Origin of the sequence: Microbispora sp. NPDC088329, from assembly GCF_040685655.1 — a bacterium.
GTDB lineage: Bacteria > Actinomycetota > Actinomycetes > Streptosporangiales > Streptosporangiaceae > Microbispora.
In genome coordinates this window covers 123,767-145,721 of sequence record NZ_JBFBIP010000015.1, presented here as the reverse complement: position 1 = coordinate 145,721, position 21,955 = coordinate 123,767, and the positions used below count along the sequence as shown (strand labels likewise).

At 70.0% G+C, this 21,955-nt stretch carries 20 protein-coding genes; all 20 read left to right on the top strand.

Annotated elements, in window-relative coordinates:
- Positions 1-34 precede the first annotated feature (34 nt).
- The 20 genes from thrC to AB0O28_RS25945 all read left to right on the top strand — a co-directional run bounded on the left by thrC (position 35) and on the right by AB0O28_RS25945 (position 21,955).
- A complete protein-coding gene (gene thrC, locus AB0O28_RS26040; RefSeq protein WP_363644430.1) occupies positions 35-1,093 on the top strand; it encodes a threonine synthase in 1,059 nt (352 codons plus the stop codon).
- A gap of 42 nt (positions 1,094-1,135) precedes the next feature.
- Entirely contained in the window at positions 1,136-2,062 is a 927-nt protein-coding gene (gene thrB / locus AB0O28_RS26035; RefSeq protein ID WP_363644428.1) for a homoserine kinase, read from the top strand.
- Between the two features lie 413 nt (positions 2,063-2,475).
- Positions 2,476-4,455, top strand: a complete 1,980-nt coding sequence (rho, locus tag AB0O28_RS26030) for a transcription termination factor Rho (RefSeq protein ID WP_363644426.1) — start codon at positions 2,476-2,478, stop codon at positions 4,453-4,455.
- 331 nt (positions 4,456-4,786) lie between these two features.
- A complete protein-coding gene (locus tag AB0O28_RS26025) occupies positions 4,787-6,094 on the top strand; it encodes a sensor domain-containing protein (RefSeq protein WP_363644424.1) in 1,308 nt (435 codons plus the stop codon).
- A gap of 22 nt (positions 6,095-6,116) precedes the next feature.
- Positions 6,117-6,758: a response regulator transcription factor gene (locus AB0O28_RS26020; protein ID WP_363644422.1), complete on the top strand. Its 642-nt coding sequence runs from the start codon at positions 6,117-6,119 to the stop codon at positions 6,756-6,758.
- A gap of 187 nt (positions 6,759-6,945) precedes the next feature.
- A complete protein-coding gene (rpmE, locus tag AB0O28_RS26015) occupies positions 6,946-7,164 on the top strand; it encodes a 50S ribosomal protein L31 (RefSeq protein WP_142560350.1) in 219 nt (72 codons plus the stop codon).
- 108 nt (positions 7,165-7,272) lie between these two features.
- Entirely contained in the window at positions 7,273-8,319 is a 1,047-nt protein-coding gene (prfA, locus tag AB0O28_RS26010; RefSeq protein ID WP_363644420.1) for a peptide chain release factor 1, read from the top strand.
- A 210-nt stretch (positions 8,320-8,529) separates the two neighbouring features.
- Complete coding sequence (gene prmC, locus AB0O28_RS26005; RefSeq protein ID WP_363644418.1) at positions 8,530-9,384, top strand: peptide chain release factor N(5)-glutamine methyltransferase; 855 nt, start codon at positions 8,530-8,532, stop codon at positions 9,382-9,384.
- 105 nt (positions 9,385-9,489) lie between these two features.
- The gene (locus AB0O28_RS26000) at positions 9,490-10,098 is read left to right on the top strand and encodes an L-threonylcarbamoyladenylate synthase (RefSeq protein WP_363644416.1); all 609 of its coding nucleotides are present in this window, start codon (positions 9,490-9,492) and stop codon (positions 10,096-10,098) included.
- Between the two features lie 144 nt (positions 10,099-10,242).
- Entirely contained in the window at positions 10,243-13,269 is a 3,027-nt protein-coding gene (locus AB0O28_RS25995; RefSeq protein ID WP_363644414.1) for a hypothetical protein, read from the top strand.
- 193 nt (positions 13,270-13,462) lie between these two features.
- Positions 13,463-13,852, top strand: a complete 390-nt coding sequence (locus AB0O28_RS25990) for a hypothetical protein (RefSeq protein WP_363644412.1) — start codon at positions 13,463-13,465, stop codon at positions 13,850-13,852.
- Positions 13,853-14,473: 621 nt separating this feature from the next.
- Positions 14,474-15,877, top strand: a complete 1,404-nt coding sequence (locus tag AB0O28_RS25985) for an MraY family glycosyltransferase (protein WP_363644410.1) — start codon at positions 14,474-14,476, stop codon at positions 15,875-15,877.
- Between the two features lie 146 nt (positions 15,878-16,023).
- Complete coding sequence (locus AB0O28_RS25980; RefSeq protein WP_363644408.1) at positions 16,024-16,446, top strand: hypothetical protein; 423 nt, start codon at positions 16,024-16,026, stop codon at positions 16,444-16,446.
- A 62-nt stretch (positions 16,447-16,508) separates the two neighbouring features.
- Positions 16,509-16,724 carry a hypothetical protein gene (locus AB0O28_RS25975; protein WP_363644406.1) on the top strand — a complete coding sequence of 72 codons (216 nt, stop codon included), beginning with the start codon at positions 16,509-16,511 and terminating at the stop codon, positions 16,722-16,724.
- Between the two features lie 133 nt (positions 16,725-16,857).
- Positions 16,858-17,646 (top strand): F0F1 ATP synthase subunit A, encoded by a 789-nt coding sequence (gene atpB / locus AB0O28_RS25970; RefSeq protein WP_363644404.1) that lies wholly within the window; start codon positions 16,858-16,860, stop codon positions 17,644-17,646.
- A 113-nt stretch (positions 17,647-17,759) separates the two neighbouring features.
- Positions 17,760-17,990 carry an ATP synthase F0 subunit C gene (gene atpE, locus AB0O28_RS25965; protein ID WP_363644402.1) on the top strand — a complete coding sequence of 77 codons (231 nt, stop codon included), beginning with the start codon at positions 17,760-17,762 and terminating at the stop codon, positions 17,988-17,990.
- Positions 17,991-18,020: 30 nt separating this feature from the next.
- Entirely contained in the window at positions 18,021-18,569 is a 549-nt protein-coding gene (locus AB0O28_RS25960) for a F0F1 ATP synthase subunit B (protein WP_363644400.1), read from the top strand.
- Positions 18,569-19,378 (top strand): F0F1 ATP synthase subunit delta, encoded by an 810-nt coding sequence (locus AB0O28_RS25955; protein WP_363644398.1) that lies wholly within the window; start codon positions 18,569-18,571, stop codon positions 19,376-19,378. Before AB0O28_RS25960 ends, AB0O28_RS25955 begins: the two co-directional genes overlap by 1 nt.
- Before the next feature lie 24 nt (positions 19,379-19,402).
- Positions 19,403-21,052, top strand: coding sequence for a F0F1 ATP synthase subunit alpha (gene atpA / locus AB0O28_RS25950; RefSeq protein ID WP_363644396.1), 1,650 nt, complete (start codon positions 19,403-19,405; stop codon positions 21,050-21,052).
- A 3-nt stretch (positions 21,053-21,055) separates the two neighbouring features.
- Positions 21,056-21,955, top strand: a complete 900-nt coding sequence (locus tag AB0O28_RS25945; RefSeq protein ID WP_363644394.1) for a F0F1 ATP synthase subunit gamma — start codon at positions 21,056-21,058, stop codon at positions 21,953-21,955.

Genomic DNA, 21,955 nt, shown 5'->3' with positions numbered 1-21,955 from the left:
TGACACGCGTGTGCGCGCGTGGGAGGAGCGACCAATGTTCAGGGCTTGGCGTGGCCTGATCGAGGAGTACCGCGACCGTCTGCCGGTCTCCACGACGACGCCCGTGGTGACCCTGCTCGAGGGCGGCACGCCGCTCGTCCCGGCCAGGCGCGTGTCCCAGATCACGGGCTGTGACGTCCATCTCAAGGTCGAGGGTCTCAACCCGACCGGCAGCTTCAAGGACCGCGGCATGACCTTGGCGATCAGCAAGGCCGTCGAGGAGGGCGCCCAGGCGGTCATCTGCGCGTCCACCGGCAACACGAGCGCCTCGGCCGCCGCCTACGCCGTACGGGCCGGGCTGACCTGCGCCGTCCTCGTGCCGCGCGGGAAGATCGCGATGGGCAAGCTCGCCCAGGCGCTGGTCCACGGCGCCAGGCTGCTCCAGGTCGAGGGCTCGTTCGACGACTGCCTGGAGATGACCAGGAAGCTCGCGGAGACCTACCCGATCGCGCTGGTCAACTCCGTCAACCCGCACCGTCTGCAGGGCCAGAAGACGGCGGCCTTCGAGATCGTCGACGCGCTCGGCGACGCGCCCGACGTCCACTGCATCCCGGTCGGCAACGCCGGCAACATCTCGGCCTACTGGATGGGCTACAAGGAGTACGCCGACGACGGCGTGGCCACCAAGCGGCCGCGCATGCTGGGGTTCCAGGCGAGCGGCGCGGCGCCGCTGGTCGGCGGCAGCCCCGTGACGCACCCGCAGACGATCGCCACGGCGATCAGGATCGGCAACCCCGCCTCGTGGCGGCTGGCCGAGGCCGCGCGCGACGAGTCCGGCGGCGACATCCAGGCCGTGACCGACCGCCAGATCGCCGCGGCGTACAAGCTGCTCGCGCAGGAGGAGGGCGTGTTCGTCGAGCTCGCCTCCGCGGCGAGCGTCGCCGGCCTGCTCCAGGCGCACGAGCAGGGCATGCTCACGCCGGGGCAGCGGGTCGTGTGCACCGTGACCGGCAACGGCCTGAAGGACCCCGACTGGGCGATCTCCGGCGCTCCCGCGCCCGTGACGATCCCGATCGACGCCTACGCCGCCGCGGCCGCGCTGGGACTCGCCTGACCGGCCCTCTCATTTCGCCCAGCAAAGGGTTCAGGTGAAGAATTGACGGAAAGTCACGGCGTCGTCGTCCGCGTGCCGGCGACGAGCGCCAACCTCGGCCCCGGCTTCGACAGCCTCGGCCTCGCGCTCGACCTGTACGACGAGGTGGAGGCCGAGATCTCCGGCTCGCCCGGCGTGCGGATCTCCGTGGAGGGCCAGGGCGCCGGTGAGCTGGACGGGGGCGAGGGACACCTCGTCATCAGGACCATGCGCGCCACGTTCGATCGCATGGGCTTCGCCCAGCCGGACGGCATCGCGCTGCGCTGCCGCAACCGGATCCCGCACGCGCGGGGGCTCGGCTCGTCGTCGGCGGCGATCTGCGCCGGCATCCTCGCCGCCCGCGCCCTCGTACGTTCGCGGGGCGCGGGGGATCTGCCGGACGGCGAGGTGTTCGCGCTGGCCACCGAGCTGGAGGGGCATCCCGACAACGTGGCGCCGTGCCTTGCGGGCGGACTCACCATCGCCTGGACGGACCAGTCGGGGGCTGCGAGTATGGTGAAACTGACTCCGCACGAGGATGTCCGGCCGGTGGTGCTGATCCCGGAGTTCCGGTTGTCCACGGAGGAGGCTCGGGGGCTGCTGCCGAAGGATGTACCGCATTCGGACGCGGCGGCCAACGCGGGGCGAGCGGCTCTGCTCGTCGCGGCGTTGACGCGGAGACCGGAACCGGATCTCCTGCTCGCCGCCACAGAGGACCGCCTGCACCAGAGGTACCGCGCACCCGCGATGCCGCGCACAGCCGAACTGGTGCGACGGCTCCGCGAGGCCGGGGTGCCCGCCGTCGTCTCGGGAGCCGGTCCGACGGTTCTCGCGCTGACGACACGGGAAACCAAGGATTCGATCGCGCCAGAAGTGGGTAATGACTGGCACATCCAGCCAATGAACGTCGACCCGCTTGGTGCGTACGTTCGGTTTCCCGAGACACGCTGATACTTCTTCGACCTTCAGGGAATAGCTGTGCGCGCTGGTGATGTTAGGCTGATAGCCGCACCAGGTGCCCCCGTGTTGGGTGCGTGCTTGTCATTCGCACATCGCTGCACTTCGCTTCGCGTCCTTCGACGCGGGCAGGGCGATTTCCCCGGAACCGTTTCCTCCAGTCTGCATACCTTTGAGTGGCACGACCGGAGGCGGCGTATTCGGAGACATGCGCGTTCGAACCACCAAGACATCTGGTCGGTGGCGGCAATCCGGGGGATCGCCCCCGGGCACCTACCGCTCGCGAATCCCGAGGGTCATCGACACATGAGATTCGCGAAGCCCGACCCGGTCTGTCCCGCCGGGTCGCATCACCGGGACGCCTGGACGCACGATTCTGGCGCCCGACCCCTGGGAAGGACCCTTAGTTGAGCGACACCACCGAACTCCTCTCCGACGGCCAGGCCGCCGGCGACACCCCCACTTCCGCCCCGGCCCGTCCGCGACGTCGCTCCGGCACGGGCCTGGCGGGCATGGTGCTCCCCGAGCTCCAGGCTCTGGCGACCAGCCTCGGCATCACGGGGACCGGACGGATGCGCAAGAGCCAGCTCATCGCGGCCATCCAGGAAAAGCAGGGTGGATCGGGAGAAACCGCGGCGGAGCCGAAGGCCGCCGCCGAAGCGCCCGCCGCCGAGCGCCCAGCCCGTGGCCGCCGGGAACGTTCCCGTGCCGCCGCGGCGCCCGCACCCGAGGCCGCGCCCGCCGCCACGCCCGCCGCCGAGCCCGTCGTCGCGGCTCGTGAGGAGCGTCCCGTGGTCGAGGCCGCGCCCGCCGTGGCCGCCGAGGCCGCGCAGAACGGCGTCGCCGCCGTCGCCGAGCCGCAGGCCGAGGCCGTTCAGTCCGAGACCCGCGCCGAGCGGCCCGAGCGCGGCGACCGCCGCGAGCGCCGTACACGCGGCGAGCGGGGGGAGCGGGGCCGCGACCGCGGCGACCGCGGTGACCAGCGCGCCGCCGACGCCGGAGACGGCCAGAACCGTCGTGACCAGCAGGGCCGCGGCGACAACCGCTCCGACAACCGCGCAGACAACCGGGGCGACCGCGGAGACAACCGGGACCGGGGCGACCGCGGCGACAACCGCACGGACAACCGCGCCGACGGCAAGGGCGACCAGCAGGGCGAGGACAGCCGCGGGCGCCGTGGCCGCTTCCGCGAGCGCGGCCGCCGCGGGCGTGACCGCTTCGAGAGCAACGAGCCGGTCATCAGCGAGGACGACGTCCTGATCCCGATCGCCGGCATCCTGGACATCCTCGACAACTACGCCTTCGTGCGGACCAGCGGCTACCTGCCTGGCTCGAACGACGTCTACGTCTCGCTCGCCCAGATCCGCCGCAACGGCCTGCGCAAGGGCGACGTCATCACCGGCGCCGTCCGGCAGCCGCGGGACGGCGAGCGGCGCGAGAAGTTCAACGCCCTCGTCCGCCTCGACACCGTCAACGGGATGGACCCGGAGCAGGCCCGTCAGCGGCCCGACTTCAACAAGCTCACGCCGCTCTACCCGCAGGAGCGCCTGCGCCTGGAGACCGAGCCGAACGTCCTGACCACGCGGATCATCGATCTCGTCTCGCCGATCGGCAAGGGCCAGCGCGGCCTGATCGTGTCGCCGCCCAAGGCCGGCAAGACCATGGTGCTCCAGGCGATCGCCAACGCGATCACGCGCAACAACCCGGAGTGCCACCTGATGGTCGTCCTCGTGGACGAGCGTCCGGAAGAGGTCACCGACATGCAGCGGTCGGTCAAGGGCGAGGTCATCCACTCGACCTTCGACCGCCCGGCCGAGGACCACACCACCGTCGCAGAGCTCGCCATCGAGCGGGCCAAGCGGCTCGTGGAGCTGGGTCACGACGTCGTCGTCCTGCTGGACTCGATCACCCGTCTCGGGCGCGCGTACAACCTCGCGGCGCCCGCGAGCGGCCGCATCCTGTCCGGTGGTGTCGACTCGACCGCGCTCTACCCGCCGAAGCGGTTCTTCGGCGCCGCCCGCAACATCGAGAACGGCGGCTCGCTGACGATCCTCGCCACGGCTCTTGTCGAGACCGGGTCCAAGATGGACGAGGTCATCTTCGAGGAGTTCAAGGGCACCGGCAACATGGAGCTCAAGCTCAACCGGTCGCTCGCGGACAAGCGCATCTTCCCCGCGGTGGACGTGGACGCGTCCGGCACCCGCAAGGAGGAGATCCTCATGGCCAAGGAGGAGCTGTCCATCGTCTGGAAGCTCCGCCGTGTCCTCCACGCGCTCGACATGCAGCAGGCGCTGGAGCTCCTTCTCGAGAAGATGAAGGAGACCAAGTCCAACGCCGAGTTCCTGCTCCAGGTGCAGAAGACCACGGTCAGCAACGACCGCGACTGACGCCCTTTCGACCGACGCCCCGGACGGCCACGCCGTCCGGGGCGTCGGCGTTTCCGGCCCGCCCGTCAGGTAGTTTCCTCTGGCGAATCATGGCCCCGCCGCGCGCGACGGACAGCATGTGTCAGACACTCCCCAGCCCCGGGTTCGGGTTGTCCCCCATGAGCCGGCGAGGGTTCGCCCCGTTCCCTCCGGGTGTTCGGCTTGGCAGGCTGTGGGGGAGCGCGCGAGGGGGAGGCTCCGGCCGTCGAGGACGCCGGGAGCGCGGCTCGATGGGAAACGCGCGTGCCGTGTGCGGCACGGCGCGTGCCGTACGGGAGGGCGGGAGGTGGCGATGAGCGCCGAAACGACGGCCGGCCATCGGCCGTCAGGGAAGCGGGTGCGGACCTGGCGGCTGGGGCCCCTGGGCGTCGCGCTCGATCCGATGACGTGGCGCGCCGCGCCGTACCTGCTGGTGAGCGTGTTCTTCGGCGCGCTCTGGGTGGCATTCGCGGCAATCGCCATCCCCGCGTCGGCCGTGTTGGTCCTCGTCTGGGCGGGGATTCCACTGCTGGTCCTCACCATGCTCACCTGGCGCGGGGCCGCGATGCTGGAGCGCCGGCTGCTCCGGCTCGCACTCGGCGTGCGGATCGCCGACCCGTACCGCCCCCGCCCGCGCGGCGCCGGAGTGATGCGGCAGGTGGACTGGCTGTTCGGCGACCCCGCCACCTGGAAGGACCTCGGCTATCTGTTCCTGCTGCTGCCGCTGGGCGCGCTGGAGTGCTTCGTGTCGCTCACGCTGTGGGGGAGCGGGCTGACGCTGGCCGCCGGGCCGTTCGCCGCCCTGCTGGGGCTGGAGACCAGGGCCGGGGTGCGTCTCCAGTACGGTGCGTGGCCCGGATCGCTGCTGTGGACGCTGCTCGGTCTGGCGATCCTGGTCGTGGCGATGTACGCGGTGCGCGCGATGGCGTGGCTGCACACGACGATCGCGGCCGTCCTCCTCGGCGTCGACGAGCCGGCCCGGCTGCGCGCCCAGGCGGAGCGGCTGCGGGCCAGCCGGGCCCGGGGCGTCCACACCGCCGAGGCCGAGCGGCGGCGCATCGAGCGCGACCTGCACGACGGCGCCCAGCAGAGACTCCTGTCCGTCGCCCTCGACCTCGGGCGGGCGCTTGGCAAGTTCGACGAGGATCCGGCGGCCGCACGCGAGCTCGTCGCCGGCGCGCACCTGGGGACGAAGGCCGCCATCGCGGAGCTGCGCGACCTCGCCCGCGGGATCTACCCCGCCATCCTCACCGACCGCGGCCTCGACGCGGCCCTGTCCGCGCTCGCCGCCCGCGCGCCGGTGCCGGTGGACGTGCGGGTGGAGCTCCCGGACCGGCCGCCGCCCGCCGTGGAGACCATCGCGTACTTCGTCGTGGCCGAGACGCTCGCGAACACCGCCAAGCACTCCGGCGCGACGGAGGCGTCGGTCGCCGTACGCCGCCGGGAGGCGCAGGTGGTGGTCGAGGTCCGCGACGACGGGAAGGGCGGTGCGGTGGCCGTGCCGGGCGGTGGCCTGGCCGGTCTGGCCGACCGCGCCGCGACCATCGACGGCGTGCTGTCGGTGCACAGCCCCCCGGGAGGGCCGACGGTCGTGCGCGCCGAGCTGCCCTGCACCTGGTGAACGGAGTGCGTAGGGTGAGGCCGTGCGCGTGGTGATCGCGGAGGACGCCGTGCTCCTGCGGGAGGGCATGGCACGGCTCCTGGAGGATGCGGGGATCGAGACCGTCGCCGGGGTGGGTGACGGTCCCGGTCTCGTGGCTGCCGTCGCCGAGCATGAGCCCGACCTCGCGATCGCCGACGTCCGGATGCCGCCGACACATACCGACGAGGGGCTGCGCGCGGCGATCGAGGTGCGGGCCGGACGGCCGGGTTTCCCCGTCCTGGTGCTCTCGCAGTACGTCGAGGAGCGGTACGCGACCGAGTTGATCGGCGCGGACGCCGCCGCCGTGGGATACCTGCTCAAGGAACGGATCGCCGACGTCGGCGAGTTCGTCGAGGCGGTGCGGCGGGTGGCCGCGGGCGGCACGGTGATCGACCCGGAGGTGGTCGTCCAGCTGCTGGGCCGCCGCCGGGCCGGGCTCGACGCGCTCAGCGGGCGGGAGCGCCAGGTGCTGGCGCTCATGGCGGAGGGCAGGTCGAACACCGCCGTCGCGTCCCGGCTGGCCGTCAGCGAGGGCACTGTCGAAAAGCACATCTCGCAGATCTTCCTCAAACTCGGTCTCGACCCCGCTCCCGGCGACCACCGCCGCGTCCTCGCCGTGCTCGCGTACCTGCGGCGGGCCTGACCTGGACCGATGATCGAGCGGTCCCCGAGGAATAGTCCGTGGCCTGGGATGGTTGGAGGATCTGGCACACTGGTAGCCGAACCGCAGCGGTACCGGTTCCCGCGCCGCGCATCTTGGGTGTGCCGATGCGCGCAGGCCGTGACAGACGGAGCGACCCGGCGACCGCGCCTAGCGTTAGGACTGAGACATGAAGCCCGACATCCACCCGGAGTACGTGGTCACGCAGGTGACCTGCACCTGCGGGAACACCTTCACCACGCGTAGCACCGCCAAGAACGGCGCGATCCACGCCGACGTCTGCTCCGCCTGCCACCCCTTCTACACGGGCAAGCAGAAGATTCTCGACACCGGTGGCCGGGTGGCGCGCTTCGAGGCGCGCTTCGGCAAGAAGGCCCAGAGCAAGTAGCTCCTCCAGGACGCCGGCTCGGGGGCGCCCCTTACTTGGGGCGTCTCCGGGTCGGCGTTCTTGGTGATTACGGCCTTTACCGAGGAGCTTGAGCAAAAGGAGCGTGCGGTGAACCTCGACGAGATCATGAGTGAGTACGCGGATCTGGAACTGCGGCTCGCCGACCCCGCCGTGCACGCCGACCAGAGCAAGGCGCGGACGTACGGCAAGCGTTACGCGGTGCTCACGCCGATCGTCGCGACGTACCGGGAGCTCGAAGGCGTACGGCAGGACCTCGCGGCCGCGCGCGAACTCGGTGCGGAGGACCCGGCGTTCGCGGAGGAGGCGGCCGAGCTGGAGGGCCGCATCCCGGTGCTGGAGGAGAAGCTCACTCGTCTCCTGGTCCCGCGCGACCCGAACGACGACAAGGACGTCATCATGGAGATCAAGGCGGGTGAGGGCGGCCAGGAGTCGGCCCTGTTCGCCGGAGACCTCCTGCGGATGTACCTCAGGTACGCCGAGCGGGTCGGCTACAAAACCGAGATCATCGACGCGCAGCACTCCGACCTCGGCGGCTACAAGGACGTCACCGTCGCCATCAAGGGCAGGGAGGGCGTCTGGTCGCGGCTCAAGTTCGAGGGCGGCGTGCACCGTGTCCAGCGGGTGCCGGTGACCGAGTCGCAGGGCCGCATCCACACCTCGGCCGCCGGCGTGCTCGTCTATCCCGAGGCCGAGGAGGTCGACGTCCAGATCGACCCCAACGACCTGCGCATCGACGTGTTCCGCTCCAGCGGCCCCGGCGGGCAGAGCGTCAACACGACCGACTCGGCCGTGCGGATCACGCACCTGCCGACCGGCGTGGTCGTCTCCTGCCAGAACGAGAAGAGCCAGCTCCAGAACAAGGAGTCGGCGCTGCGCATCCTGCGCGCCCGGCTGCTCGCGATGGCGCAGGAGGAGGCCGACGCGGCCGCCATGGCCGAGCGCAAGTCGCAGGTGCGCACGGTCGACCGTTCCGAGCGGGTCCGCACCTACAACTTCCCGGAGAACCGCATCTCCGATCACCGCGTGGGCTACAAGGCCTACAACCTGGACCAAGTCCTGGACGGCGATCTCGACGGGGTGATACAGGCATTGCTCGACGCCGAACTCGCGGAGAAGCTGGCCGTTCATTCGTGAGCATGCGGCGAGGAGCCTGATGAGGGGACGATGGGAGCAGCGGTGATGGACGTGGGTCCGCAGACGACCGTGGGCCGGCCCGGTGGCCCGTCTCCTCTGGAGCGACGAACCCCGGGCCTGGACCGACGAACCCCGGGCCTGAACCGACTAGCCACAGGCCTGGACCGACGAACCCGAGGCTCAGCCGCGAGACCCGTGCCGTAAGAGACCATGACCTTCCTGCTCGACGAAATCGCCCTCGCCACCGCCCGGCTCGCCGAGGCGGGAGTGCCGTCACCCCGAACGGACGCCGAGGAGATCGCGGCCTTCGTGCACGGCGTCACGCGCGGCATGCTGCACACGGTCAAGGACGCCGACTTCGACGCGCGGTTCTGGGAGGGCGTCGCCCGGCGCGAGGCGCGCGAGCCGCTGCAGCACATCACCGGCCGGGCCTACTTCCGCTACCTCTCGCTGGAGGTGGGACCGGGCGTGTTCGTGCCCAGGCCGGAGACCGAGGTCGTGGCCGGCTGGGCGATCGACCGCCTGCGCGAGATGGACGTCGCCTCTCCCGTCGTGGTCGATCTCGGCACCGGCTCCGGGGCCATCGCGCTGTCGATCGCGCAGGAGGTCGCCCTGGCGCAGGTGCACGCCGTCGAGATCGACCCCGTGGCGTACGGCTGGGCCAAGCGCAACATCCTCGAACACGGCGAGGGCCGCACCACTCTGCACCCGGAAGACCTGGCCGACTGCCTGCCCGAGCTCGACGGCCAGGTGGACCTGGTCATCTCCAATCCGCCGTACATCCCGCCTGGAGCGGTCCCCCGCGACCCCGAGGTGCGCGACTACGACCCCTCGCGGGCCCTGTACGGGTCGGGGGAGGACGGGCTGGACGAGGTGAGAGCCGTCGAGCGCACGGCGCGGCGCCTGCTGCGGCCGGGCGGGTTCGCCGTGGTCGAGCACGCCGATCAACAGGGCAACGCCGTCTACTGGCTGTTCGCCGAGGAGAACGGCTGGCGCGACGTACGGCTGCGCCAGGACCTCACCGGCCGGGACCGGTTCGTCACGGCCCGGCTGACACAGGACTGATCGAGCGGCCAGGCCAGTGGCCACGCGGCGGTGGAGCCGGGCGGGACACGTGGCAGGATAGGCCCCGTGAGCCGACGGTTTGACTGTGCCGACCAGATTGAGCGGATGACCGGACTCGCCGAGGCGACCGCGTCGGTACGGCGGGGCGAGCTTGTCGTGTTGCCCACCGATACCGTCTACGGGATCGGGACCGACGCCTTCACCCCTTCCGCCGTCAACGCGCTGCTTGAGGCGAAGGGCCGGGGCAGGGACATCCCCGTCCCCGTCCTCGTGGGCACCGTACGAGCCGCCAACGCGCTCGTGGAGAGTCTCGGGACGTACGGACAGGACCTGGTGGACTCCTTCTGGCCCGGGCCGCTGACGCTCATCCTCAGGGCCAACCGGTCGCTGTCGTGGGACCTCGGCGACGCCAAGGGAACCGTCGCCGTCCGCATGCCGCTGCACCAGGTCGCGCTGGATCTCCTCAAGGAGACGGGACCGATGGCGGTTTCCAGCGCCAACCGGTCCGGCAACCCGGCCCCCACCACGGTGGCCGAGGCCGAGGAGCAGCTCGGGGACTCGGTGGACGTCTATCTCGACGGCGGCCCCTGCGGCGACAGCGTGCCGTCCACGATCGTCGACCTGACGACCGCCGTGCCCCGGGTGTTGCGCAAGGGCGCGATCCCCGTGGACAAGATCCGCGGCGTCGTCGGATACCTCGCGACCGAGGAGTGACCGGGATCCGGACGCGTGTCTCGGCAGGCGAGACGCCGTCACGGCTCTGACCAGGGCGATCGATGCCGTCTGGCTATCGGGCTTCTTTACTGATGTCGGCCCGGCTACCGTGAGGTGCGCCGATATCTCTGTGGAGGCGCGCCCATGGCCAAGCTCGACGGGATGGATCCGAAGCTCGTCCGTGAGTTGTTGTCGGAGATTCAGCATGCCGCGAAGCAGATGGACGGCATCGAGGCCCAGGTCACCCAGTTGACGCGTACGGCCGGCGTCTCCGTGCACGTGACCCACCGGCCGTCGCAGGTCGCCGACGCATGCTCGTCCATGGTCAAGGACGTCACGAATCGCGTGGTCCAGCTGGAGAAGAAAGAGAAACAGCAGAGCACGGGCAAGGTCCCCGTGGCCAACGGCGCCTCCTTCACGCAGGAGAGAGACACCACCATGCCGGCGGACGATCCGGCGCCGCAGTCCGACGCGCACGGTGACAAGGGCGACGCCAAGTCCGATCACAAGGCTGAGCACAGGTCCGACCACAAGGCTGAGCACAAGTCCGACCACAAGGCTGAGCACAAGTCCGACCACAAGGTCGAGCACAAGTCCGACCACAACGCTCATGCGACGCCTGACGGCAAAGCGGGTGAACACAAGTCCGAGGTCAAGACGGCCCACGACAAGCAGGACACCCCCCGCACCCCGTCGCATGCCGGCGACTCGGATGACTCCGGCGCCGCCTCCAAGGGCGAGACCTCCCACCGGGCGCACGGCGCCACCGACGGCGAGACCAGGGCGGACGGTGGCGGCGCAGGCCGTAGCGGGACCGAAGGGAAGCTCGCGGGCAAGCCCCTCTATGGCACGGTCGAGGGTTCCCTGCCCCAGATGCCCGCCCCGGTGCACCAACCGGCCCACCTCGCCGACGGCACGGGTACGCATACGGGCACGGGCACGGCTCCGGCCACCGGTGCGGGCGGCGCCGGCGACGCAGGTGCAGCAGGCGGCCATGGTCAAGTACGGCAACCCGCCGGTGTTGGCCAGCCGGTCGGTGATGGTCAGGGCGTTGGTGTTGGTCAGCCGGTTGCCGATGGTCAGGGCGCTGGTGCTGGTCAGGTTCAGCAGCCTGTGGGTGTGGGTCAGCCGGTTGGTGATGGTCAGGGCGTTGGTGTTGGTCAGCCGGTTGCTGATGGTCAGGGCGTTGGTGTTGGTCAGCCGGTTGCCGATGGTCAAGGCGTTGGCGTGGGTCAGCCGGTTGCTGATGGTCAGGTTCAGCAGCCTGTGGGTGTGGGTCAGCCAGTCGCTGATGGTCAGGGCGTCGGTGTTGGTCAGCCGGTTGCCGATGGTCAGGGCGCTGGTGCTGGTCAGGTTCAGCAGCCTGTGGGTGTGGGTCAGCCGGTTGGTGATGGTCAGGGCGTTGGTGTTGGTCAGCCGGTTGCTGATGGTCAGGGCGCTGGTGCTGGTCAGGTTCAGCAGCCTGTGGGGGTGGGTCAGCCGGTTGCCGATGGTCAGAGCGTTGGCGTCGGTCAGCCGGTCGGTGATGGCCAGGGCGTCGGTGTGGGTCAGCCGGTCGCTGATGGCCAGGGTGTAGGCGTGAGCCACGCGCAGCCGGTCAATGACGGCCAGAGCGCAGGTCAGAGCCAGACGGACGGCGGGCAGCAGCCCGTCGCCCAGGGACAGGACCAGAACTCGGGGCAGGGGGCACCGGTCGGCTCGAAGGCGGCGGGGGAGCAGCCTCCCACAGGCGGAAACGACTCGCAGATCTACGACACCCCCGGCAAGGATCATCCCGACGACATCGACCCCGCCGGTCGGCAGGTGACCGTCGTCGATGGCGTCAAGGTCGTCAGCACGCCGATGATCCATCCTGGCGCGACGGACACGCCCAACGTGGACGTGCAGACGACGGGCTATGTCGGCGCGCACCCGGACGGACCGCCCGGGTTGATACCGCCCGCCGAGCCGACGAATCCGGCCGCGAACCGGCCTCCGCAACCGGGCCTCGCACCGGGCGACCCCATGGGTGCCTACGTCGGCACCCCCGCCGACAACCTCTCCGGTGAACCGTACGCGCCGGATGATCCCAGTGCCGGGCAGGCAACCGCCCCCTCCAGCCACGGCGTGGTGGCGGCCAGCACCGGTGGTCATGCGTACACGGGCGACACCTCGGCAGGTGCCACAGCGACGAGCCCCGTGAATCACACGGGCACAGCCGGTGCCACGGGCACGACTCATCCGACCACGGCTCACGCGACAACGGCGCCTGCGGCGGCCGGGACCGCGCCTCCGGTGGGTGCGGCCGACACCTCGCCTTCGGCAGTGGGAGGCACGAACGCGTCGACAGGCACGGCTGATTCGATCGGTACCGCCGGTGCCCCGGGCGCGACTCATGCGGCTACGACTCCTGCGACGGCAGGAAACGCCCATCCGGCGGGTACTGCCGCTCCAACGACCGGAACCGCGCAGCCCGCGGACACCGTGAATGCCGGTGGCGTCGGGCAGGCGGGGGACACCACCGGCGTGAGCGATACCGGGCAGGCGGCAGCCACGGCTGGAGCGGCCACCGGCACGGCGCATCCGGCGGGTACGGCTGCTCCACCTCCAACGACCGGAACCGCGCAACCCGCGGCTACGGATGGTTCTACCGGTACGGCGGCCGCCGGGCCTGCGACGTCTCAAGGGACACACGCGGCCTCCGGCACTGCCGGCACGCTGGATGCGAACGGGCGAGCATGTGACAACGACGCCGCCACGGGCGCGGCCGTCGGGGACGGCGCTGGGACGCATCCACAGGACGGACACCGCGCGAACCGGCATGGTGTGGGCATGCACGGCCCGGACGGGCATGGCCTGGACGGACACCGCGCGGACCGGCATGGTGTGGGCATGCACGGCCCGGACGGGCATGGCCTGGACCGGCACGGCGTGAACTGGCATGGTGCGGGCGCACACGACACGCGGCCTGGAGACGCACTCACCTACCCGGCCCGTCACCCGCACGACGAGGCCGTGCCGGGCATACCGGCGGACCATCATCGGGACATCGAGCCCGGTGACATGACGGACGTCCGCGCCCGGGAAGGCGACTGGGGCGAGGGCGACCGGGTGGCGAGGAAAGTCCAGCCCGACGGGCCCGCGGGGCATTCCGAGGTCGTCGAGATCAGCAGGCCGGACCCGGAGAAGTGACGGTGCGAGCACGAGCGACGCCACCGGACGGGCCGCTCCGGGCCGTGGGACCGCGGAAGGCCGGTCCGGCCGGGGGCACCGGGCCGGGTGGCCGGCTGGGAGGTGCCGGGCCGTGTCCCGCCGGGATGCCCGCGGCAGGACACGGAATGACTGTCTCCGGCGTTCTCGCCGGCTTCGCACAGGAGGCGCGATCGTGAGTTACGTCGACCCGCCGGCGCCGACTCCGCTGCAGCCGGGGGAGACCCCGCCGGCACCGTCGAGCACCGACCTGCTCTCGCCCGGCGGGCAGCCGACGGGGTGGGTGTTCAACCCGGAGTACCAGAAGCTCGTCGACCTGTGGCTGCGGGTGGTCCCCCTGATGGACCAGCTCACCAAGTCCCTGGACAAGCCGTACGAGATGTCGCGGAGCAGGGACGTGTGGGACGCTCCAGTCGCCGACCGGTACGTCAAGGACTTGGCCGAATGGCGCAACCGGATCGGGATGTACCGCCAGGCGGTGCTCACGGCGATCAGCGACCAGGCCGCGGACACACCGCGCTGGATACCGGGAAAGGCCGGCGCGCCGCACGCCTTCACCTCCTGACCAGCGGCGACACCTCGCCCGCCGTTTCCGCCGTGATCGGCTCGGTGCCCGACGAGAAGGATGCCCGACGAGAAGGGGGCTCGGTGGCGAGGGCGCTCGACGGCAGGTACGCCGAGGCGCAACCGGGCCATGCGCACCTCCGGAGGTGGCCGGTCACGCCCAGCAGACGGCCGTAGATCGAGCCAAGCGGTTGTTTGGGCATCAACGTCATCGTGCCGTGTTACAGCGGTGCCACGGCCATCCTGGCGGCGTACGCGGCCTATTCGAGCCGGGCCGTCCCGGCTCGAAAGCTGGAGCGCGGCGCCGCATCGCCCATGGCCGACCGGCCGGCACAGCCGAGCTCGGCCACACTTTTTCGTACGACCCGGCGCCGGGGGACGTGACCTCCGGGATCATGCTCGTCACGCCCTCCGCGTGACCGCCCGGACCACGGGCACGGCGGAAATGACGGAGATCGCGTCTCTCATCGTCCGGGCCATCCGGCGGCCGGGTGCGATAACGTCGGTCCTCGAACGGGTAAAGGGGCTGACCGCGACGCATCCGGCATATCCCCGTCAGGGATAGGGCGATCTATGTCTTTTGCCCGTCACAACTGATCCGCCTATCCAGGAAACTAGGTCCGTGCGCGAATATCTGCTTCTGGCGCTCGTGGCGGCTGCGGTGACCTACCTGCTGGTGCCGCCGGTCAGGGCGTTCGCGCTGCGCATCGGCGCGGCCCCCGAGGTGCGGGAGCGGGACGTGCACACGGTCCCCACCCCACGCCTGGGCGGGCTCGCGATGTTCGGCGGAATGGCGGCGGCGTTGCTGGTGGCGAGCAACCTGCCGTACGTCGGCGGCGCCTTCAACAGCGGCCAGACCGGCCGGACGGTCATCGCTCTCCTCGCGGCCGGCGGTCTGATCGTCATCACCGGGTTCCTGGACGACTGGCTCGGGATGGACGCCCTGGTCAAGCTCGGCGGCCAGGCGGCCGCGGGCGGCCTGCTCGTCTACTTCAACGTGTTCCTTCCCTGGCTGCCGCTGCCCCAGTTCATGGGCGGCTCACGGGCCCTCGACACGACCCTGTACACGATCCTCACCATCATGATCGTGGTCGTCGTGATCAACGCGGTGAACTTCGTCGACGGACTCGACGGCCTGGCCGCGGGGATCGTCGGCATCGCGGCGATGGCGACCTTCACGTACTCGATCGTGCTGTCGCAGACCGCGAGCGGGTCGCGCATCAGCGCGACCGCCGCCATCGCGGCGATCCTGATCGGGATGTGCGCCGGATTCCTGCCGCACAACTTCAACCCCGCCAAGATCTTCATGGGCGACACCGGCGCCATGCTGATCGGGCTGCTGCTCGCCACCTCGCTGATCACGAGCCTGTCGTCGGTGGAGCCGGACGCGGTCGTCGGCAAGCTCAACCGGTTCCCGGTGATCCTGCCGTTGGTGCTGCCGATCGCGGTCGTGGTGCTGCCGCTGGCCGACCTGATCATGGCGGTCATCCGGAGGACCTCGGCCGGGATGTCGCCGTTCGCGCCCGACCGCGGCCACCTGCACCACCGGATGCTCGACATCGGCCACTCCCACCGGCGCAGCGTGCTGATCATGTACGCGTGGACGTTCCTGTTCGCCTTCGCGATCGTCGGCCTGTCGATCGGCGGTGTGCCGCTCATCGTGTTCCCGCTGACGATCGTGCTCGCGGTGGCGGTGCTGGTGATCATGGGGTTGCCCCGGTGGCGATCGCGCCGCACCGCCGCGCAGGACCAGAAGGGCGACCAGGGGATCGGAGCGCATCCGGCCGGGACCCGATCGTCCGGCTCCGGCCCCGCCAGGCGCCTGACGACGGAGCACGACACGCTGGTCTTCCCCGTCGTTCCACCGCCCGCCCCTCCGGTCACTCCCGGTCAGACCGCGCCCGGGCAGCCGGTTCCCGGCAGGCTCCCCGCCCACGGCCGGCATCCGTACCCCGGGCAGGACGCCCCCGATTCTCCGGGCGTCCCTCCCACCACGTCCCGCGCCGACACAGGGACCTTCCTCTGAGCCGTCCCCGCAGGTCGGTGCCGACCCGAAACGCCAGGTAAAGGCGGCACTCCGGGGCTTGTGATAGCTTTCACTAGCAAGGGGCGAGGCCAACGACGCCCCAGTAGGTAGCAATCGCTCGTTTGACAACCGATTCTGGAGTCCCATTGCAGGCCAACGACGTGCGCGTTCTGAAGGGCGCCGCCGTGCCGACCTTGATCGTCGGTCTCCTCGCCGCGCTCGTCGCGGTGTTCACGACCGGGGCCAAGGGCGCGTTGGGCGCCGGCATCGGTGTCGTCCTCGTCGCCGCCTTCTTCACCGTCGGCCTGGTCGTCGTCTCCTGGGCCGGTCGAATCTCGCCCATGGCGATGATGGCGGCGGCCGTGGTGGGCTACGTCATCAAGATCCTCGCGGTCATGGCCCTGATGATCGCCTTTGACGGCGTCACCGCGTTCGACTCCCGCATGTTCGCGCTGAGCGTCATCTGCTGCACGCTCGCGTGGATGATCGGTGAGATGCGCGGATTCATGAAACTCAAGCTGCTTTATGTGGAGCCCGAGACGAAGGTTCCGGGGCAGGGTCGCGGATGACCATGCGTACGGAGCAGCCCGATATGACTAGTCCGCATGGCTCCTGCTATCGTCGTGGCGCAATGAGCGAACAGGAGCGCAGGCCCGAGACCGACGGCCGCGACTTTGCCGACGCCGCCTGGTCCGTCCCGAGCTATCTGCTGTCCGGGATTCTGGTGTGGGGCGGCCTCGGCTGGTTGCTGAGCCGGTGGACCGGCGTTTATGCGTTCGTCCCCATAGGCGTCATTGTTGGGGTCGTACTCGCGGGCTACCTCGTCTATTGGAAGCACTGCCGCTGAGAACCGGCCCGGTTCCCACGCTCTTCTGTTGATCGATCACTCTGAAGGGAACGCCCGTGCGCGAGCGTAGCGAACGGACGAACAAGCACATGCTTCGGGCATTCGGGCCCGAGCGGGTAGGCGGGGTGGCCAGGTGACCCCCCTTGTGCTCGTCGCCGACGACTTCCAGGCGCCTGGACCGGAGATCTTCAACTTCCCGCCGCTGTACGAAGGCGCGCCGGCCTGGCTGACGAAGCCCGTGGTGTTCGCCCTGATCGGCGCCATCGTGGTGTGCGCCCTCGCGTGGAGCGCGTTCGCCAACCCCAAGCTTGTGCCCCGGGGCATGCAGAACCTCGGCGAGATGGGCTACCAGTTCGTCCGTGACCAGGTCGCCCGTCCCTTCCTCGGCAAGGACGCCGAGCGGTGGATGCCGATGCTCCTCAGCATGTTCTTCCTCATCCTGCTGTGGAACCTCTTCGGCGTCATCCCGCTTATCCAGGTTCCGGTGCCCTCGCACATCGCGTTCGCGATCGTGTTCGCGGTCGTGGTCTACGTGATCAAGATCTACCTCGGCATCAAGCACCAGGGCCTGGGCGGCTACTTCAAGAACATGATGTTCCCGCCGGGACTGCCGAAGGGGATCTACTTCCTGCTGGCGCCGCTCGAGCTCGTGTCGAACCTGATCCTGGCGCCGTTCACGCACGCCGTCCGACTCTTCGCGAACATGTTCGCGGGCCACATGATCCTGGCGTTCTTCAGCGCCGTCGGTTTCTGGTTCCTCTTCGAGAAGCTGACGCCTCTCGGCTCGGGACTCGGCCTGGTCGGCGTGCTCATGGCGGTCGTGATGACCGGCTTCGAGATGTTCATCCAGTTCCTGCAGGCGTTCCTCTTCACGCTGCTCGCCGCCATGTACATCGGCGGCTCGCTGCACCCCGAGCACTGAGCACCACAGAGCGCTGGGCACCAGAGCACCGCGCACCACAGAGCATCGAGTCCCCACTGACGTAGACCAGACCGGTGAACTACTCACCGGCCGACCAGTAAAGGAATCAGGCAATGAGCATTCTCGCTGAGGTCTCCGGCAACGTCACCGCCATCGGTTACGGCCTTGCCGCCATCGGCCCCGGCATCGGCGTGGGCATCATCTTCGGCCAGGGCGTGCAGGCCATCGCCCGTCAGCCGGAGGCGTACGGCCTCATCCGCCAGAACATGCTCCTCGGCTTCGTTCTCACCGAGGCGCTGGCCCTCATCGGCCTCGTCGCACCGTTCATCTTCCGGGCCATCTAGTAAGGCGACCATAAAGGAAGGCTGCACCCCATGACACTGGCAGCTACGGTCCTCGCGGCCGAGGGAGCGGAGAACCCGCTCATCCCGCACTCTTACGAGCTGGTCGTCGGCAGCTTCGCCTTCCTCGTCGTCTTCATTGTCGTCGGAAAGATCCTCACCCCGCGCATCCAGAAGACGCTGGCCGAGCGGACCGAGGCTATCGAGGGCGGCATCAAGAAGGCCGAGGACGCCCAGGCCGAAGCCCAGCGGACTCTGGAGCAGTACCGGGCCCAGCTCGCGGAGGCCCGCCAGGAGGCGGCTCGCCTGCGCGAGGAAGCCCGTGAGCAGGGCGCCCAGCTCAAGGCCGAGCTCCGCGAGGAGGCCCAGGTCGAGGCGCGGCGCATCATCGAGGCGGCCCACGCCCAGATCGAGACCGACCGTCAGCAGGCGCTCACCCAGCTGCGCGGCGAGATCGGGCGTCTGTCCACCGAGCTGGCGAGCCGGATTGTCGGCGAGTCGCTCGAGGACGAGGCCCGCCAGCGCCGCATCGTGGACCGGTTCCTCGAAGAGCTCGAGGGCCGGCCGGAGGCGGTCCGCTGATGCGTGGCCTCAGCAGGACCGCCCTCACGGAGGTCGAGGAGCGGTTCAACACCGCCGCCGCGACCGCCGACCTCGGCGCCCTCGCCGAGGAGCTGTTCGCCGTCGCCGACCTCTTCGACCGCGAGCACGGGCTGCGGCGGGGTCTTTCCGACCCCTCGCGCCCGGCCGAGCAGAAGGAGAGCGTCCTGCGCTCCCTGCTGCAGGGCAAGGTCGGCGACGCAGCGCTGGAGATCGCGGTCGCCGCGGTCAGGGCCAAGTGGTCCAGGGCCGGCGACCTGCCGGACGCCCTGGAGCGCATCGGCGTGATGTCCGCGGCCGCCGAGGCCGAGTCGGAGCGCCGCCTCGACGATGTCGAGGACGAGCTGTTCCGCTTCGGCCGCATCCTCGCCGCCAACCCGCAGCTGCGCCGCGCGCTCAGCGACCCGGCCGTCCCGGCCGAGCGCAAGCGCGACCTGCTCGCGACGCTGCTCGGCGGGAAGGCCGCTCCCTCCACCGTACGGCTCGTCACGCAGGCGGTTGTGCACCCGCGGGGACGTAGCCTGGAGACGGCACTGGAGGAGTTCGGCTGGATCGTCGCGCGGGCGCGCGAGCGCCTGGTGGGCGTGGTCCGCAGCGCGGTGCCTCTCACGCAGCAGCAGAAGCAGCGGCTCGCGGCATGGCTGCGAGCCACCTACGGGCGAGACGTCCACCTGAACGTCGAGGTGGACCCGGAGGTGCTCGGTGGGTTCTCCGTGAGGGTTGGAGACGACTACATCGACACCACGATCGCCGGACGTATCGAAGAAGTCCGCCGCCGGTTGGCCGGCTGAGGCGAATAGGGAGACAAGAAAGAGATGGCGGAGCTTACGATCCGGCCGGACGAGATCCGGGACGCCCTTGAGCGCTTCGTCCAGGCGTACGAGCCGGAAGGTGCCGCGCGCGAGGAGATCGGGACCGTCGTCGACGCCGGGGACGGCATCGCCCATGTCTCCGGCCTGCCCTCGGCGATGGCGAACGAGCTGCTCGAGTTCGAGAACGGCACCCGCGGCCTGGCGCTGAACCTCGACGTCCGCGAAATCGGCGCGGTCGTCCTGGGCGACTTCAGCGGCATCGAGGAGGGCCAGCAGGTCCGCCGCACCGGCGAGGTCCTGTCGGTGCCGGTCGGCGACGACTTCCTCGGCCGTGTGGTCGACCCCCTGGGCAACCCGCTCGACGGCAAGGGCCCGATCGCCGCCGAGGGCCGCCGCGCCCTCGAGCTGCAGGCCCCCTCGGTGGTCCAGCGCCAGCCGGTGAAGGAGCCGCTGCAGACCGGCCTCAAGGCGATCGACGCCATGACGCCGATCGGCCGCGGCCAGCGTCAGCTGATCATCGGCGACCGCGGCACCGGCAAGACCGCGATCGCGGTCGACACCATCCTCAACCAGAAGGAGAACTGGCTCTCCGGCGACCCGAACCGCCAGGTTCGCTGCATCTACGTCGCCGTCGGCCAGAAGGGCTCCACGATCGCCCAGGTGCGGGGCCGCCTCGAGGAGGCGGGCGCGCTGGAGTACACCACCATCGTCGCCGCTCCGGCCTCCGACCCCGCGGGCTACAAGTACATCGCCCCGTACACCGGTTCGGCCATCGGCCAGCACTGGATGTACCAGGGCAAGCACGTGCTGATCGTCTTCGACGACCTGACCAAGCAGGCCGACGCCTACCGCGCCGTGTCGCTGCTGCTGCGTCGTCCGCCGGGCCGTGAGGCGTTCCCCGGCGACGTCTTCTACCTCCACTCGCGTCTGCTGGAGCGCTGCGCCAAGCTCTCGGCCGACATGGGCGGCGGCTCGATGACCGGTCTGCCGATCATCGAGACCAAGGGCAACGACGTGTCGGCGTTCATCCCGACCAACGTCATCTCCATCACCGACGGCCAGTGCTTCCTGGAGACCGACCTGTTCAACGCCGGTGTCCGCCCGGCGATCAACGTCGGTGTCTCGGTCTCCCGAGTCGGTGGTTCCGCCCAGGTCAAGGCCATGCGCAAGGTGGCCGGTACGCTCCGTCTGTCGCTGTCGCAGTACCGCGACCTGGAGGCCTTCGCGGCCTTCGCCTCCGACCTGGACGCGGCCTCCCGCGCCCAGCTGGAGCGCGGCGCCCGCCTGGTCGAGCTGCTCAAGCAGCCGCAGTACAGCCCGTTCCCGGTCGAGAAGCAGGTCGTCTCGGTGTGGGCCGGCACCACCGGCGAGCTGGACGACGTGCCGGTCGAGGACATCCGCCGCTTCGAGGCGGAGTTCCTCGACTACCTCGGGACCGCCCAGAAGGGTGTCTTCGACAGCATCCGCGAGACCAAGGAGCTGACGGACGACACGGTGACCACCCTCAAGGACGCCATCACGGAGTTCAAGAAGGGCTTCACCACCTCCAGCGGTGAGCTGCTCGTCAACGACGAGCCGGTGGGGGCGCTGGACGCCAGCGAGGTCGGCCAGGAGAAGGTCGTCAGGCACGTTCGCAAGGCAGAGGCGAAGTAACCCATGGGTGCCCAGCTTCGACAGCTGCGGCGGCGGATCAAGTCGGTCAAGTCCACCGCGAAGATCACCCGTGCGCAGGAGCTGATCGCCTCGTCGCGCATCGTCAAGGCGCAGCAGCGGATGCAGGCGGCCGTGCCGTACGAGCGGGAGATCACCCACGCGGTGTCGGCGGTCCTGTCGAACACGACGAACGTCGACCACCCGCTCACGGTGGCCAAGGAGCGGCCGGCCACGGCCGGCGTCCTGATCGTCACCAGTGACCGCGGCTTCGCCGGCGGCTACAACGCCAACATTCTCCGTGAGGCCGAGGCGCTGAAGGGCCACCTCGTCGAGCGGGGCCTGGCCGTGAAGCCGTACGTCGTGGGCCGCAAGGGGATCACCTGGCACCGCTTCCGCGGCCGGGAACTGTTCGGCGAATGGGACGGCTTCTCCGACCAGCCGTCGTACGGCAACGCCAAGGAGATCGCCGACACGCTCATCGAGGCGTTCAAGGCGGAGGACGGGATCGACGAGATCCACATCGTCTACACCGGGTTCGTCTCGATGCTGACGCAGAACGTGATCGTCAAGCGGATCCTGCCGCTCGAGGTCGAGGAGGCGGAGACGCCCCCTGAGGGCATCCCGCCCTACTACGAGTTCGAGCCGACGGCCGGTGACGTGCTCGACTCGCTGCTGCCGCGCTACATCGAGTCGCGCATCTACAACGCGCTGCTCCAGTCGGCCGCCTCCGAGCACGCCGCCCGGCGCCGCGCGATGAAGTCGGCCACCGACAACGCCAACGAGCTCATCCGCGTGTTCACCCAGCAGATGAACCAGGCGCGTCAGGCCGAGATCACCCAGGAAATCAGCGAGATCGTCGGTGGCGCGAACGCGCTGGCTGACGCCGCAGCGGGGAAAGAGTGA

Coding starts and splice junctions, on each gene's coding strand:
- AB0O28_RS25960 (WP_363644400.1), top strand. CDS start 18,021: ATGACACTGGCAGCTACGGTCCTCGCGGCCGAGGGAGCGGAGAACCCG.
- AB0O28_RS25945 (WP_363644394.1), top strand. CDS start 21,056: ATGGGTGCCCAGCTTCGACAGCTGCGGCGGCGGATCAAGTCGGTCAAG.
- atpE (WP_363644402.1), top strand. CDS start 17,760: ATGAGCATTCTCGCTGAGGTCTCCGGCAACGTCACCGCCATCGGTTAC.
- AB0O28_RS26025 (WP_363644424.1), top strand. CDS start 4,787: ATGAGCGCCGAAACGACGGCCGGCCATCGGCCGTCAGGGAAGCGGGTG.
- prmC (WP_363644418.1), top strand. CDS start 8,530: ATGACCTTCCTGCTCGACGAAATCGCCCTCGCCACCGCCCGGCTCGCC.
- AB0O28_RS26000 (WP_363644416.1), top strand. CDS start 9,490: ATGACCGGACTCGCCGAGGCGACCGCGTCGGTACGGCGGGGCGAGCTT.
- atpA (WP_363644396.1), top strand. CDS start 19,403: ATGGCGGAGCTTACGATCCGGCCGGACGAGATCCGGGACGCCCTTGAG.
- AB0O28_RS25995 (WP_363644414.1), top strand. CDS start 10,243: ATGGCCAAGCTCGACGGGATGGATCCGAAGCTCGTCCGTGAGTTGTTG.
- AB0O28_RS25975 (WP_363644406.1), top strand. CDS start 16,509: ATGAGCGAACAGGAGCGCAGGCCCGAGACCGACGGCCGCGACTTTGCC.
- thrC (WP_363644430.1), top strand. CDS start 35: ATGTTCAGGGCTTGGCGTGGCCTGATCGAGGAGTACCGCGACCGTCTG.
- AB0O28_RS25955 (WP_363644398.1), top strand. CDS start 18,569: ATGCGTGGCCTCAGCAGGACCGCCCTCACGGAGGTCGAGGAGCGGTTC.
- rpmE (WP_142560350.1), top strand. CDS start 6,946: ATGAAGCCCGACATCCACCCGGAGTACGTGGTCACGCAGGTGACCTGC.